The organism is Stagnimonas sp. FW305-C-60 (assembly GCF_058782965.1).
On record NZ_JBYSYF010000007.1, the window covers coordinates 69,192 to 82,722 of the forward strand.

The 13,531-nt window shown below is 65.1% G+C and carries 15 protein-coding genes and 1 tRNA gene; 9 read left to right on the forward strand and 7 right to left on the reverse strand.

What is annotated here, in order from left to right:
• Nucleotides 1-12: 12 nt before the first annotated feature.
• A complete protein-coding gene (locus AC3WT6_RS15810) occupies nt 13-1,050 on the reverse strand; it encodes a DUF5924 family protein (protein WP_492654567.1) in 1,038 nt (345 codons plus the stop codon).
• Nucleotides 1,051-1,154: 104 nt separating this feature from the next.
• Between AC3WT6_RS15810 and AC3WT6_RS15815 the strand changes: the two genes are divergently transcribed.
• From AC3WT6_RS15815 to AC3WT6_RS15845, 7 genes are all read left to right on the forward strand, one after another.
• Entirely contained in the window at nt 1,155-1,577 is a 423-nt protein-coding gene (locus tag AC3WT6_RS15815) for a hypothetical protein (RefSeq protein WP_492654568.1), read from the forward strand.
• 86 nt (nt 1,578-1,663) lie between these two features.
• Nucleotides 1,664-2,848 carry an acetyl-CoA C-acyltransferase gene (locus tag AC3WT6_RS15820; RefSeq protein WP_492654569.1) on the forward strand — a complete coding sequence of 395 codons (1,185 nt, stop codon included), beginning with the start codon at nt 1,664-1,666 and terminating at the stop codon, nt 2,846-2,848.
• Nucleotides 2,845-3,834: an SMP-30/gluconolactonase/LRE family protein gene (locus tag AC3WT6_RS15825; protein ID WP_492654570.1), complete on the forward strand. Its 990-nt coding sequence runs from the start codon at nt 2,845-2,847 to the stop codon at nt 3,832-3,834. Before AC3WT6_RS15820 ends, AC3WT6_RS15825 begins: the two co-directional genes overlap by 4 nt.
• A gap of 211 nt (nt 3,835-4,045) precedes the next feature.
• Nucleotides 4,046-4,450 carry a C40 family peptidase gene (locus AC3WT6_RS15830; protein ID WP_492654571.1) on the forward strand — a complete coding sequence of 135 codons (405 nt, stop codon included), beginning with the start codon at nt 4,046-4,048 and terminating at the stop codon, nt 4,448-4,450.
• Nucleotides 4,451-4,667: 217 nt separating this feature from the next.
• On the forward strand, nt 4,668-5,786 hold the full coding sequence (locus tag AC3WT6_RS15835) for an OmpA family protein (protein WP_492654572.1): 1,119 nt from the start codon (nt 4,668-4,670) through the stop codon (nt 5,784-5,786).
• Between the two features lie 29 nt (nt 5,787-5,815).
• Complete coding sequence (locus AC3WT6_RS15840) at nt 5,816-6,637, forward strand: hypothetical protein (RefSeq protein ID WP_492654573.1); 822 nt, start codon at nt 5,816-5,818, stop codon at nt 6,635-6,637.
• A 238-nt stretch (nt 6,638-6,875) separates the two neighbouring features.
• Nucleotides 6,876-7,433 (forward strand): hypothetical protein, encoded by a 558-nt coding sequence (locus tag AC3WT6_RS15845; RefSeq protein WP_492654574.1) that lies wholly within the window; start codon nt 6,876-6,878, stop codon nt 7,431-7,433.
• A 72-nt stretch (nt 7,434-7,505) separates the two neighbouring features.
• On the opposite strand, the gene AC3WT6_RS15850 is transcribed toward AC3WT6_RS15845, so the two are convergent.
• From AC3WT6_RS15850 to AC3WT6_RS15875, 6 genes are all read right to left on the reverse strand, one after another.
• Nucleotides 7,506-7,579: transfer RNA gene (locus AC3WT6_RS15850), tRNA-Gln, on the reverse strand.
• A 57-nt stretch (nt 7,580-7,636) separates the two neighbouring features.
• On the reverse strand, nt 7,637-8,047 hold the full coding sequence (gene rpsI, locus AC3WT6_RS15855; RefSeq protein ID WP_492654575.1) for a 30S ribosomal protein S9: 411 nt from the start codon (nt 8,045-8,047) through the stop codon (nt 7,637-7,639).
• 24 nt (nt 8,048-8,071) lie between these two features.
• A complete protein-coding gene (gene rplM / locus AC3WT6_RS15860) occupies nt 8,072-8,500 on the reverse strand; it encodes a 50S ribosomal protein L13 (RefSeq protein WP_492654576.1) in 429 nt (142 codons plus the stop codon).
• A gap of 168 nt (nt 8,501-8,668) precedes the next feature.
• The gene (locus AC3WT6_RS15865; RefSeq protein ID WP_492654577.1) at nt 8,669-9,730 is read right to left on the reverse strand and encodes a PilT/PilU family type 4a pilus ATPase; all 1,062 of its coding nucleotides are present in this window, start codon (nt 9,728-9,730) and stop codon (nt 8,669-8,671) included.
• Between the two features lie 93 nt (nt 9,731-9,823).
• Nucleotides 9,824-10,990, reverse strand: a complete 1,167-nt coding sequence (locus tag AC3WT6_RS15870; protein ID WP_492654578.1) for a PilT/PilU family type 4a pilus ATPase — start codon at nt 10,988-10,990, stop codon at nt 9,824-9,826.
• Nucleotides 10,991-11,000: 10 nt separating this feature from the next.
• Nucleotides 11,001-12,044, reverse strand: coding sequence for a type IV pilus twitching motility protein PilT (locus AC3WT6_RS15875; RefSeq protein WP_492654579.1), 1,044 nt, complete (start codon nt 12,042-12,044; stop codon nt 11,001-11,003).
• Between the two features lie 107 nt (nt 12,045-12,151).
• Between AC3WT6_RS15875 and AC3WT6_RS15880 the strand changes: the two genes are divergently transcribed.
• Complete coding sequence (locus AC3WT6_RS15880; protein ID WP_492654580.1) at nt 12,152-12,859, forward strand: YggS family pyridoxal phosphate-dependent enzyme; 708 nt, start codon at nt 12,152-12,154, stop codon at nt 12,857-12,859.
• 4 nt (nt 12,860-12,863) lie between these two features.
• Nucleotides 12,864-13,526, forward strand: a complete 663-nt coding sequence (rpiA, locus tag AC3WT6_RS15885; protein WP_492654581.1) for a ribose-5-phosphate isomerase RpiA — start codon at nt 12,864-12,866, stop codon at nt 13,524-13,526.
• Nucleotides 13,527-13,531: the final 5 nt, after the last annotated feature.

Below are 13,531 nucleotides of genomic sequence, written 5' to 3' on the forward strand. Positions count from 1 at the left end.
AGTGAACACAGCCTAGGGAACCACCTCGAAGTAGAGGCGGCCGATCAGCTGATCGCCGGGCGTGCGCAAGTCCACCCGCCAGCGGCCCAGCGCCGGCTCGGGGAACTGCTGCTTGCGGGTGTAGGTGCGCCAGCCACGGCCGGGCGCGCCCTCGATGCGCGCCGGGATGCTGTCCAGGCGCTGGCCTTCCAGATACCAGTCGAAGCGCAGCGGCTGGCTTAGGCCCGCCGGCGCATGCACCGCGACATAGGCGACCACGCCCTGCGACAGCTCTGCGGCGCGCAGCCTGCGCACTTCCGGCCCCGGCTCCAAGCCCGTGATCGACTGGCTGATGCGGGCCTCGGTGAGCTTGAGCCCGGCCGGGGGTATCCAGGCACGCAGCGGCAGGCCCAGCGCCAGCAGCATCGCCATCGCCGCGACCGCGATCAGCTCCCGTGGCCGGCCGCCACGCAGCAGGCCGGGCAGGCCGCTGACCATGGCCAGCAGGGCGATCAGCACCGCCGCCGCCACTGCAAGCTCCACCGGCAGGTGCAGCGCCAGCGGCAACACCACCAGGGCGGTGATGAAGGTGCAGTAGGCCTGGAAAGCCAGGCCGAAACCGCTGCCGCCATGCCCGGCCCAGCGGTGGTAGAGCGGATCGAGGGTACTGAACAGCGCGGCGGCGGCCAGCAGCAGCCCGAACAGCAGTTGGCCCAGACTCAGGCGCAGCGCACCAAACACGAAGGGCAGCGCGAAGAACAGCATCTCTTGCTGCACCGACTGGGTGACGAAGGCAGTCAGCCTGGGCGACAGCCGGCCCTTGGACCAGGCCTGCAGCCAGCGGCCAAACAGGCTCTCCAGCAGCAGCCAGGGCCAGCTCAGGAGGGCCAGCACGGCGATCCAGCGCGCCAGCTGCGGGCCGCGTTCGATCAGCCAATAGCCGGCCCAGCCGACGATGAAGCTCGCCAGCGGCAGCAGCCAGGGGTGGCGCTCCAGGCCGGCCGCCAGCTTCGACAGCCAGCCTGCGCTGGCAGCTGCGTTCATCGGTTCGTCGGTTGGCGTCGGACTCATGAGGGCGCGTAGTGTGGCATCGGCGGACCATGATCGGCGGCCGGGCAACGCGAACCGGCCGGGCCGCCTTGTGGTCACAATGCGCAATCGCCAGGAGACTCCCCATGCCCAAGCTGAAGCCCGCCACCGCCGCCCTGCTGGCCCTGCTGCTCGCCGCCTGTGCCAGCACCCCGGCCTCGCGTATCGAGAAGAATCCGTCCGCCTTCGCCCAACTGACGCCGGAGCAGCAGGAGAAAGTACGCGCTGGCCAGATTGCCATCGGCTTCGACGCCAACGCGACCCGGCTGGCACTGGGCGAGCCGGACCGCATCCTGCAGAAGACCACCGCCGCCGGCGAGTCGGAAATCTGGCAGTACGTTGACGTTTACACCTACCCCACCGGCCCCTGCTATGGCGCCTTCTTCCGCTACGGCCTGCCCAGCTACTGCTTTGCCGGCTACTACGGCGCGCCGGTGCAGGAAACCAAGGAGCGCATGCGGGTGAGCTTCGAGGGCGGCAAGGTGGTGAGCATCGAAAAAGAGAAGTAAGCGGCCTGCTCCAGGCCCGGTATTTCCAATCCCGGCGCCGGGCTTCGATAATGCGCGCCTTCTAAAGCGCCTCCGGAGCAGAGCCCATGTCGCAGGACCCCGTCGTCATCCTTTCCGCCACCCGCACGCCGCTGGGCGCCCTGCTGGGCATGTTCTCTGGCCAGACCGCCGCCCAGCTCGGCGCGGTCGCGATCAAGGCGGCAGTGGAGCGCTCCGGCCTGCAGCCGGCCGACGTGCAGGAAGTGATTTTCGGCAACGTGCTGGGCGCCGGCCAGGGCCAGGCCCCGGCGCGTCAGGCGCTGCGCGGCGCCGGGCTGCCCGATGCCGTCGGCGCCACCACCATCAACAAGATGTGTGGCTCCGGCCTGAAGGCGGTGATGCTGGCCAACGATCTGCTCAAAGCCGGCACCAACACGGTGATGGTGGCCGGCGGCATGGAGAGCATGACCAATGCCCCGCACCTGCTGATGAAGCAGCGCAGTGGCATCAAGTACGGCCACGGCGAGGTGCTCGACCACATGGCGGTGGACGGCCTGGAGGACGCCTACCAGCGGCGCACGCCGATGGGCGTGTTCGCCGAAGCCACCGTCGAGAAGTACGGCTTCACCCGCGAGCAGCAGGATGCCTTCGCGCTGGAATCGCTGCGCCGCGCCAAGCTGGCCAACGAGGACGGCAGCTTCGAGTTCGAAGTGGCGCCGGTGGAAGTCGCCGGTCGCAAGGGCCCCGAGCTGATCAGCAAGGATGAAGGCCCGTACAAGGCGATGCCGGAGAAGATTCCCTCGCTCAAGCCGGCCTTCAAGAAGGACGGCACCATCACCGCCGCCAATGCCAGCTCGATCAACGACGGCGCCGCCGCCGTGGTGCTGAGCACCGCCTCGGAAGCCGCCAAGCGCGGCCTGAAGCCGCTGGCGAAGATCGTCGCCCACGCCACTCACGCCCGCCTGCCGGCGGAGTTCACCATCGCGCCGGTGCAGGCGATCAGCTCGGTGCTGGAGAAGGCCGGCTGGAAGAAGGACGAAGTCGACCTTTGGGAGATCAACGAGGCCTTCGCGGTGGTGACCATGGCGGCGATGAAGGAGCACGGCCTGGATCACGCCAAGGTCAACATCCACGGCGGCGCCTGCGCCCTGGGCCACCCGATCGGCGCCAGCGGCGCGCGCATCCTCGCCAGCCTGCTCGGCGCACTGAAGAAGACCGGTGGCAAGAAGGGCGTCGCGACGCTCTGCATCGGCGGCGGCGAGGCGGTGGCGCTGGCGGTGGAGATGCTGTGAAGCCTCGCCACCAGGCCTGGGTCACCAACGCCGCGAGCAGCCTGCTCGCGGCGTTTTTTTTGGCCGCCTGCGACCAGGGAACAACTACTCCGACGCCGCCGATTGACCTGAACAGCCTCTGCGTGGACTCCACCTGCGGCGAAAAGACTGCGCTGCTCAGCGTTCCCGATGCCGAGAATCTGCTGTTCACCCCCGGAGGCCGGCTGTTCGTCAGCGGCGGGCAGAACGTCTACGAGATCAGCCGGAACGGGGACCGCTACCAGGCCAGCCCCCTGCTCGACGGCAGCGACAACTTCACCGGCCTCGCCCTGCGCGGCGACGTGCTCTACGCCAATGGCTTTTCCGGCACGCTCTACGCCGCGAAGTTGAATGCCCAGCCCAGCCTGCGGGCCATCCATGACCTCGGCCTGAGCTCCGCCAACGGATTGGCGGCCGGTCCGGACGGCGAGCTTTATGTGGTCAACGGCCCAGCGGCCTTGGCACCCAAGATCGTCCGCCTGCGGCTGGACCCGGCCGATCCCTTCCAGGTGCTGGAACAGAGCGACTGGCTGACTTTCGCGCCGGGGACTTCCTTCCCGAACGGACTCCAGGTGCGTGGTCGCACGCTGTATTTCAGCGAGAGCACGGCCACTGCGCTGGGTCGCATCCGCAAGCTCGCCATCGCCAGCGATGGCGAGCCCGGCGCAACGGAAACCCTGGCCAGCCTGGGTGTCAGCCTGCCCGACGACTTCAGCCTGGTCGGCGAGGCGCTGCTCGCCGCCTACTTCACCGACGGTCGTATCGGCCTATTCGCGCCGGATGGCCAGCTCCTGGCACGGACCGACTTCGGCAGCTTCCAGAGCCCCTCCCAGGTGCGCCTCGGCCAGCCGCCGTTATTCGCCGAAACCGATCTGCTGGTGACCGAGAAAGGCCTGCTCGGCGAGAACAGCTCCAGCATCGGCAATGTTCTTTCGGTTTTTCGCCGCAAAGCGGCCGTAGTGCAGTAGCTAACTAAGGCCACGCGTCCCCGAGAATCGGCTCTCCGCCAGTTTTTACGATGCAACCGATGTGAACGATCTGTCATAACTCACCTACAACTTTAGGTGAGGGACGCAAGTGCTTGATTCATCAAGCGCCGTATGGCGCAGGCTGCGCAGGGTCACCGCCATCGCCGGACTCTGTCTGGGTCTGACATCGGGTGCCAAGGCAGATGGGGAATTGGCTGAACAAAATCTGTCTCCGCTACGCGCGCAATTGCTGCGGGCAGCGATCAGCCATGTTGGCGCCCGCTATCAGCTGGGAGCGAATGGCCACGGCAAGTTCGACTGCAGCGGTCTGGTGCAGACCGCCTATCAGGCGGTCGGCCAGCCCCTGCCACGCACGGCGCGCGAGATGCTGCGGGTTGGCGAACGCATCAGCTATCAGGACGCCCATCCCGGCGACCTGCTGCTGTACGACTGGGGTAGTCGTCGGCACAGCAGCCTGCACGTGATGATCTATCTGGGCAATGACCTGGCAGTCCACGCCTCGCCAAGCGCCCGCGCTGTAGAGATAACTTCCATTTCCAGGCCGCAATGGCGTCGCCACTTCGTCGCCGGCGCCCGCATTCTGCCAACTAGCTGACGCATTCCAAGAGTTACTTAAAACAAGATACCTGATTCATGTTCGACAATTGCCAATAATTCATAATTTTCGGCAAATACTTCAAATAAACTAGCCCCAAATCGCGATCAAATCATCAGTAAATGTGACTTCCCACTTACACTGCCAGCTAGGCTCACCTTAAAATGAGCCGCTGATTAGTAGTTATTTACCACTAGGCATATGAGAAGGGAGTCGCATGCGTAACCTCACCAAAAAAGCTGCCATCTGCAGCCTCGCCACCACGCTCAGCGTTGCCGCGGCTTACGCGCAGGAGCCGGTCCCGGTCGATGAGGCCACCGGTGGCGAAGCCGCCACGCCGGCGGTCACCGAACCCATTCACTACGTCGGCGTGCTGGGCACCATCAGCCGCCCGGACGACGGCCGCAACAACCGCGGCGCAGATATCGACTACGCCATGGGCGTCAGCGCCCTGTTCGGCAAGCAGTACGCCAACCGGTGGGGCTATGAAATCCAGGGTTTCGGCGAAACCTTCGAAACCGGTGACGTGCTCCGCACCGATTGGTATCGCTACGGCCTGAATGCCGACCTGACCTACTCCTGGGGTGATCGCAGCCATTTCACTCCGTTCGTGCTGGCCGGCGTCGGTGGCAATTACGACGACGTCTTCCCGGGCGAGGACAAGACCACCTGGTTCGCCAATGTCGGCGCCGGCTTCGTGACCGGCGGTGTCGAATCGCTGGGCGGCCTGCGCCTGCGCAGCGAAGTGCGCTACATCTATGACGACTTCGAAGACGGCTACGGCGACATCCGCCTGGGCGTGGGCTTTGAACTGCCGCTGTTCACCGCCGCGGCCGAAGCCGCCGCACCGCCCCCTGCCACCGAAGAGCAGGTGAAGGTGGTGGAAGTCCCCACCGGTCTGCTGGATACCGATGGCGACGGCGTGATCGACGAGAAGGACCAGTGCCCGGATACCCCGGCCGGCACCCGCGTCGACGGCAACGGCTGCCCGCTGCCGAAGGTGATGGCGCTCAATGGCGTGACTTTCGAGTTCGACAAGACCCGCCTGCGTCCCGACGCCGAAACCATCCTCGACGGCGCCACCGAGATCCTCAAGAAGTATCCCGACATGCAGGTGGAAGTCGCCGGTCATACCGACAGCATGGGTAGCGAAGCCTACAACCTGAAGCTCTCCGACGGCCGCGCCGCCGCGGTGCGCGAGTACTTCGTGAGCAAGGGCGTGCCGGAAACGCAGCTGACCTCGAAGGGCTACGGCGAGGCCGAGCCGGTGGCAGACAACGCCACCGAAGATGGCCGCGAGCACAACCGCCGCGTCGAGCTGCGCATCCTCAACTGATCACCTAAATCCAGAAAACGGAATTTCCCATGAAGAACAGCAACATTATTTTCAAGCGCAGCCTGCTGGCTGCCATGGTGGCGGTGGGCAGCGTGCAGCTCGCCGCTTGTGAAGCCGAAGGCGACCCCAGCGAAGCCGGCGGCATCATCGGCGGCAGCTCCAGCGGTGGCGTCAGCAGCTCCGGCGGCACCTCCGGCGGCGGCACTGGCGTCCCCAATGACGGCAGCACGCCCACCACGGTTACTGAGGGCGGCACCGCGATCAGCGGCAACTTCATCTGCACCGCTAGCGCCAAGGCCTATGGCCCCTCGCCGGTGACCTCGGTCACTGCCAATGGCTTGGTCGGCGGCGCCATCACCCAGTTGCTGGCGCTGCTGGGCGGCGACACTCTGACCCAGTTGCTGAACAGCGTGAAGGATCAGTCTCTCGCGGTGGACGGCAACCTGGATACTGCCGCCACCTACTCCCTCACCCTGGGCCTGCTCGGCGGCCTGATCAGTTCCATCGACTTCGCCATCCAGCCGAACAGTTCGGTGCCCGCAGGCAAGTACGCGGTGTTCGCGCTCAGCTTCCCGACCGCGACGCTGGAGCTTTCCCTGCTACAGAACATCGAGATCGACACCTACCTGAACGACACCGCGCAGGAAAGCGCCACCACCGATGCCACAACCCTCGACCTGCTGGGCCAGGTCAGCCTGACCGATCCGTATCGCTTCGTCGGCATGAAGGTGACCAAGCCTTACAACAAGGTGACGGTGACCCTCAATCCGCAGCTGCTCTCGGTGAACGTCGGCGACGCCATGCGCGTGCATGAGCTGTGCACCGACGGCACCTTCGTCGCCGCCCCCTAAGGCCCGGCTGAGGTAAGGCCGGGCTGCAACCCCTCGGTTGCCCCGGTTGAGATGTATCAACGGCCCCTCTCCGGAGGGGCCGTTTTCTTTTGGGCCGCCCTCAGACGGCTGAACCACGCCACCCTCTTGGCAGCAGGCCGCATCGGAGTAGGCTAAACCTACCCAGACCGCGCTGGAGGAGCTTATGGATCAAACAACAGCTGGCGCCGGCACTGCCGGGCCTCTCATCGGGCAAGCCTTGGACTACCTCGTAGACAGCTACGTAGAGACCCGGCGCACCCGCGCCGACTCCGAACACGAGGGTTTCCGGAGCATGGATTTGAAGTCAGCGGTGACCATGGCCGCTCTTGGCCTGCGCTCCGATGGCCGCAAGCACGAACACCTGCGCCGCATCCCCCAAACCGCCCTGGAGGAATGCTGCGCCCGCCTAGTGTCGCGACTGGAAACCATCGCCCGGTTAGAAACGTTCGACCAGTTGCTGAGCTTCATCGAAGCGGTGGTCGGGCGCCCCCATCTCGACGAGGACCGGGTCCACGGCGTCAACGAGATGTATTACTACGATGCCGCCTGCGCCATCGCCGATCAGCTGGAGTTGGAGATCGACGCGGTCTATCTGCACCGTGGCACCCGCCAGGGCGCCATCAACCTCGGCCTCAATGGCAACCTGCGCGCCTTGAAGGTCAGCACCCTGCCCGTCCCTCTACAGCGGCTGGCGCCGAGCGAGATCGAGGACTTCCTGAGTCTCTACAAGGACGAGATGCATCGCTTCCGTGTGCAGGAGCCGACTACCTCCTGACCCGGTCGCGTAGAAGAGTCGGCGCGACAACAAACAAAAAGGGCCTGCATCGCTGCAGGCCCTTCCTGTTTTTGGCTGGGAGACTAGGACTCGAACCTAGATAAGCAGAGTCAGAGTCTGCTGTCCTGCCATTAGACGATCTCCCAATGACTGCAATTGTAAGGGCCACCACCGCGACTTCAAGCCGCGGTGGTGCCTCACGATTAACGCTTGGAGTACTGCGTACCGCGGCGGGCCTTGTGGAAGCCGACCTTCTTGCGCTCGACCTCACGGGCATCGCGGGTAACCAGACCGGCGGCGCGCAGGGCGGGACGCAGGTTCTCGTCGTAGTCCATCAGAGCGCGGGTGATGCCGTGACGCACGGCACCGGCCTGGCCGGAGGGACCGCCGCCAGCAACGGTGATCTTGAAGTCGAAACGGCCGACCGAATCGGTCACTTCCAGCGGCTGGCGGACCAGCATGCGGGAGGTTTCACGACCGAAGTACTGCTCGACGGTCTTGTCGTTGATGGAAATTTCGCCGGAACCGGGCTTGAGGAAGACGCGCGCGGAGGCGGTCTTGCGGCGGCCGGTGCCGTAGTTCTGCTGAACAGAGGGTTTCTTGCTGGTGGCCATGTCTGGGCGCCTGTCAGTGATTCGTTACAGCGTGAACGTCTTGGGCTGCTGGGCGGTGTGCGGATGCTCCGCGCCCGGGTAGACCTTGAGCTTGCGGAACTGGGCATAGCCCAGCGGACCCTTGGGCAGCATGCCCTTGACAGCCTTTTCGATCACCCGCTCCGGGTGCTCGGCGAGCAGCTTGCCCAGGGTGGTCGACTTGATGCCGCCCGGGTGTTCGCTGTGGCGCCAATAGATCTTGTCCGCCAGCTTGTTGCCGGTGGTGTGAACCTTGGCGGCGTTGATGACGACGATGTAGTCGCCCACGTCCATGTTCGGGGTGAATTCGGCCTTGTGCTTGCCACGCAGGCGCTTGGCCACTTCGGTGGCGAGACGGCCGAGGGTCTTGCCGTCGGCGTCAATCAGATACCAGTCGCGCTTGGCGGTCTGGTCGTTAAAAAAGACCGTGGACATGGTCTCTGGTACTCCGTTAGGCCCTGCTGGATGCGGCTGCGGGCTGGTTTTAGTTCAGTGGCCAAACCACAAGCCACCTCGAAAGGTCGCGAAGCATAGCGACGTGACCCACGCATTGCAAGCCCGCGACGCGGACAGCGGCCGCACCAGCCCCCCCCACCCCGGCGCTCAGGCCCCGAAATTGATCTTGGCTTCCAGATTGGTCCGCGAATCGGCATTGCTGAGCGCCTCGTCGAGGTCGATCAGGCCGTCCTTGTAGAGGCGGTAGAGCGAGGTATCGAAGGTAAGCATGCCGCGGTCGGAGCTGCTGTCCATCGCCTCCTTGATCTCGTCGATGCGCCGGTTGAGGATCAGATCCTGGATGTAGGGTGTGTTGACCATCACCTCTACCGCAGCGCAACGGCGGCCATCCTTGCGCCGCACCAGGCGCTGGGAAACGATGGCCCGCAGAGTCATCGACAAGTCCATGTAGAGCTGGTCACGCAGTTCGTCGGGGTAGAGGTTGACGATGCGCTGCAGCGCCTGGTTGGCGTTGTTGGCATGCAGGGTGGAGATCGCCAGATGGCCGGTATTGGCCAACTGGATCACCGCGTCCATGGTCTCGCGCACCCGCACCTCGCCGATCAGTATCACGTCCGGCGCCTCGCGCAGCGAGGACTTCAGCGCCCGCTCGTAGCTCACCGTATCGGTGCCCACCTCGCGCTGGTTGACGATGCTGCGCTTGTTGGGATGCACGTACTCGATGGGGTCTTCGATGGTGAGGATGTGCCCGGCGGCGTTCTCGTTGCGGTGATTGAGCATGCCGGCAAGCGTGGTGGACTTGCCCGAGCCGGTGGCGCCCACCATCAGGATCATGCCGCGCTTGAGCATGATCAGATCCTTCAAGACCTCCGGCACGCCGAGCTTTTCCAGCGTCGGAATCTCCGCCTTCACATAGCGCAGCACCATGGCGATGCTGTTGCGCTGGGTGAAGATGTTGATGCGAAAGCGCCCCAGACCGCCGGCGTCGGTGGCGAGGTCGATCTCCAGGTGGTCGTCGAGATACTTGCGCTGATCTTCGGTGAGAAAGGCGGTGGCCAGTTCGCGGATCAGCTCGGTGGTCATCAGGGTCTTGCCCACCGCCAGCATCTCGCCTTCGATCCTCAGCATCGCCGGGGCGTTCGAGGTGAAGTACAGATCGGAGGCGTTCTTTTCTACGGCGAGTTTCAGATAGGGCAGGATCTTCAGCATGGGCAGGCTCGCTTGTTCATCAGCAATACATCGGCAACCAGGGGTTCCGGCAGGGCCACGACACCGCCGGGCAGGGACGATCCACCACCGGCCCTAGCGCCGCAGCAGCGTCGACTTGTCCTCCTGCTGCATGGCCAGGCTCTTCACGCCAGCATCGTCGTGCAGATTGGTGCGGGCGCGCTTGGACTCCAGCTTCACCCTCAGACGCAGCTCGTTCTGGCTGTCGGCATTGCGTATCGCCTCGTCGAAGCTGATCTGCCCTTCTTCGAACAGCTTGAACAGCGCCTGGTCGAAGGTGACCATGCCGATTTCGTTGCTGCGCGCCATCACGCTCTTCAGCTCATGCACCTGGCCCTTGAAGATCAGGTCAGCCACCAGCGGCGAGTTGAGCATGATCTCGATGGCGGCGCAGCGGCCACCACCCTCCTTGCGCACCAGACGCTGGGAGACGATCGCCTTGAGGTTGAGCGAGAGGTCCATCAGCAACTGCTCGCGCTTCTCCTCGGGAAAGAAGTTGATGATGCGGTCCAGAGCCTGGTTGGCGCTGTTGGCGTGCAGGGTGGCGAGCACGAGGTGGCCGGTTTCCGCGAAGTTGACCGCGTACTCCATCGACTCACGGGTGCGAATCTCGCCGATCAGGATCACGTCCGGCGCCTGGCGCAGGGTGTTCTTCAGCGCCGCCTCCCAGCTCTGGGTATCGGAGCCGACCTCGCGCTGGGTGATCAGGCAGCCGATGTGCGGATGCACGTACTCCACCGGATCTTCGATGGTGATGATGTGGCCCTTCGAATTCTGGTTGCGGTAACCGATCATCGCCGCCAGCGAGGTGCTCTTACCGGAGCCGGTGCCGCCCACCATCAGCACCAAGCCGCGCTTGGTCATCACCACTTCCTTGAGCACCGGCGGCAGGCCGAGCTTGTCGAAGTCGGGGATGGTGGTCTCGATGGTGCGCAGCACGCCGCCCACCCGGCTCTGCTGCACGAAGGCATTGACGCGGAAGCGGCCGATGCCGGGCGGCGAGATCGCGAAATTGCACTCGTTGGTGGCTTCGAATTCCTTCACCTGCCGGTCGTTCATCAGCGCCCGGATCAGCATCGCCGAGTTTTCCGGCGACAGCGGCTTCTCCATCACCGGCGTCAGCTGGCCATCGAGCTTGATCGCCGGCGGAAAGCCGCAGGACAGAAAAAGGTCAGAGCCCCCGCGCTGCTTCATCAGGGTAAGCAGCTGCTGGATCAGTTTGACTGCGGCTTCGCGTTCCATGGCGACTCCCTTAGGCGACGGCGAAGGTGCGCGGATCGGCGGACTTCATGCGCGCCTCGTTCAGCTCGACGGTGCCGCGCTTGACCAGATCCTTCAGGCACTGATCGAGCGTCTGCATGCCGTCCTTCTGGCCGGTCTGGATCGCCGAATACATCTGCGCCACCTTGTTCTCGCGGATCAGGTTACGGATCGCAGGCGTGCCGATCATGATCTCGTGCGCAGCGACGCGGCCACCGCCCTTCTTCTTCAGCAGGCTCTGCGAGATCACCGCCCGCAGCGACTCCGAGAGCATGGTGCGCACCATGTCCTTCTCGGCGGCCGGGAACACGTCGACGATGCGGTCGATGGTCTTGGCGGCGCTGGAGGTGTGCAAGGTGCCGAACACCAGGTGACCGGTTTCCGCCGCCGACAAGGCCAGGCGGATGGTTTCCAGATCGCGCATTTCGCCGACCAGGATCACGTCGGGGTCTTCACGCAGCGCCGAGCGCAGCGCCTCGTTGAAGCCCAGGGTGTCGCGGTGCACTTCGCGCTGGTTGATCAGGCACTTCTTCGCCGGGTGGACGAATTCGATCGGATCCTCGATGGTGAGGATGTGGCCGTACTCGTTCTCGTTGATGTGGTTGACGATGGCGGCCAGCGTAGTGGACTTGCCGGAGCCGGTAGGCCCGGTCACCAGCACGATGCCGCGCGGGGTGTTGGCGATGTCCTTGAAGATGGAAGGCGCCTTCAGATCGTCCAGCGACAAAATCTTGCTGGGAATGGTGCGGAATACCGCACCGGCGCCGCGGCTGTGGTTGAAGGCATTGACGCGAAAGCGCGCCAGGCCGGGAATCTCGAACGAGAAGTCGGTCTCCAGGAACTCGTCCCAGGCCTTGCGCTGCTTGTCGTTCATGATGTCGTAGACCATGTCGTGCACGGTCTTGTGATCCATCGGCGGCAGATTGATGCGCTTGACGTCGCCATCAACGCGGATCATCGGCTCGATGCCGGCGGAAAGGTGAAGGTCGGAAGCCTTCTGCTGCACGCTGAAGGTCAGCAGCTGGGAAATGTCCATCGCCATGGCGGAGCCGTGTGGTCGTATTCTGGTGGGCGGTTGCCCTTGGACGTTAGCCACTTCCCGGAGCGCCAGCAAGCAAGCCGCAAACACCCGTCGCCAGCCCCATGTCATTTGCCGAGAATCTCGCCAGCCTTCGGACCCGCATCGCCAGCGCCTGCCAGGCCGCCGGCCGGCCGCCGGAGTCGGTGCGCCTGCTGGCGGTGAGCAAGACCATGCCGGTGGAGCGCCTGCGCGAGGCCATCGCCGCAGGCCAGCGCGCGTTTGGCGAAAACTACGTGCAGGAAGCCCTGGACAAGATCGCCGCACTCGCCAGCGAGACGCTGGAGTGGCATCACATCGGCCCCATCCAGTCCAACAAGACCGCCGAGATCGCCGCCCATTTCGACTGGGCGCACGGCGTTGATCGGCTGAAGATCGCCCAGCGGCTGTCGGACCAGCGCCCTGCCGGACGACCGCCGTTGCAGGTCTGCGTGCAGGTGAACATCTCCGGCGAGGCCAGCAAGTCCGGCTGCGAGCCGCAGGAGGCGCTGGCGCTGTGCCTGGCGGTGGCGGCACTGCCAGGCCTGCGGCTGCGCGGCCTGATGGCCCTGCCCGCGCCTACGACCGCCAATACCAACCCGCGCGCGCCGTTCCGTCAGTTGCACCAGCTCTTTGAGCAGGCACGCGCCGCCGGCCTGGCGCTGGATACCCTGTCGATGGGCATGTCCGACGACTTCGAGGCCGCCATCGCCGAGGGAGCGACCCTGATCCGGATCGGCAGTGCCCTGTTTGGCGCCCGCGCTGGCAAGACCCTCAGCAAAACCGGAAACTAGCCCCATGGACCAGAACCAAGCCAAGAAAGCCGTCGCCGAAGCCGCCCTCGCCTACCTCGTCCCGGGCGAGATCCTGGGCGTGGGCACCGGCTCCACCGTCAACTACTTCATCGATGCCCTCGCCAGCCGCAAGGCCGACATCGCCGGGGCGGTGTCCTCCTCCGAGGCCAGCAGCGCCCGGCTCAAGGCCATCGGCATCCCGGTGCTGGACGCCAACAGTGCCGGCCCGCTGTCGATCTACGTCGATGGCGCCGACGAAGCCGACCAACACCTGCGCCTGATCAAGGGCGGCGGCGCCGCGCTCACCCGCGAGAAGATCGTCGCCGAGGCGGCGCGCAGCTTCGTCTGCATCGTCGACGAGTCCAAGCTGGTGCCGGTGCTGGGCAAGTTTCCGCTGCCGGTGGAAGTGATCCCGATGGCGCGCTCCCTGGTGGCCCGCAAGCTCGCAGCGCTGGGCGGCGACCCGCGCTGGCGAGAGGGCGTGGTCACCGACAACGGCAATGTCATCCTCGACGTGCACGGCCTGCAGATCGTCGATCCGGTCGGCCTGGAAGCAACCATCAACCAGATCCCCGGCGTGGTCACCGTCGGCCTGTTCGCCCGCCGCAAGGCCGACGTGCTGCTGATCGGCGGCCCGCAGGGCGTGCGCCGCCTCGGCGGCGATTGAAGTTT

Bases quoted from the DNA above. Each gene is read 5' to 3' on its own strand.
- AC3WT6_RS15810 (WP_492654567.1), bottom strand. From the start codon at position 1,050: ATGAGTCCGACGCCAACCGACGAACCGATGAACGCAGCTGCCAGCGCA.
- AC3WT6_RS15815 (WP_492654568.1), top strand. From the start codon at position 1,155: ATGCCCAAGCTGAAGCCCGCCACCGCCGCCCTGCTGGCCCTGCTGCTC.
- AC3WT6_RS15820 (WP_492654569.1), top strand. From the start codon at position 1,664: ATGTCGCAGGACCCCGTCGTCATCCTTTCCGCCACCCGCACGCCGCTG.
- AC3WT6_RS15835 (WP_492654572.1), top strand. From the start codon at position 4,668: ATGCGTAACCTCACCAAAAAAGCTGCCATCTGCAGCCTCGCCACCACG.
- AC3WT6_RS15840 (WP_492654573.1), top strand. From the start codon at position 5,816: ATGAAGAACAGCAACATTATTTTCAAGCGCAGCCTGCTGGCTGCCATG.
- rpsI (WP_492654575.1), bottom strand. From the start codon at position 8,047: ATGGCCACCAGCAAGAAACCCTCTGTTCAGCAGAACTACGGCACCGGC.
- rplM (WP_492654576.1), bottom strand. From the start codon at position 8,500: ATGTCCACGGTCTTTTTTAACGACCAGACCGCCAAGCGCGACTGGTAT.
- AC3WT6_RS15865 (WP_492654577.1), bottom strand. From the start codon at position 9,730: ATGCTGAAGATCCTGCCCTATCTGAAACTCGCCGTAGAAAAGAACGCC.
- AC3WT6_RS15870 (WP_492654578.1), bottom strand. From the start codon at position 10,990: ATGGAACGCGAAGCCGCAGTCAAACTGATCCAGCAGCTGCTTACCCTG.
- AC3WT6_RS15875 (WP_492654579.1), bottom strand. From the start codon at position 12,044: ATGGACATTTCCCAGCTGCTGACCTTCAGCGTGCAGCAGAAGGCTTCC.
- AC3WT6_RS15880 (WP_492654580.1), top strand. From the start codon at position 12,152: ATGTCATTTGCCGAGAATCTCGCCAGCCTTCGGACCCGCATCGCCAGC.
- rpiA (WP_492654581.1), top strand. From the start codon at position 12,864: ATGGACCAGAACCAAGCCAAGAAAGCCGTCGCCGAAGCCGCCCTCGCC.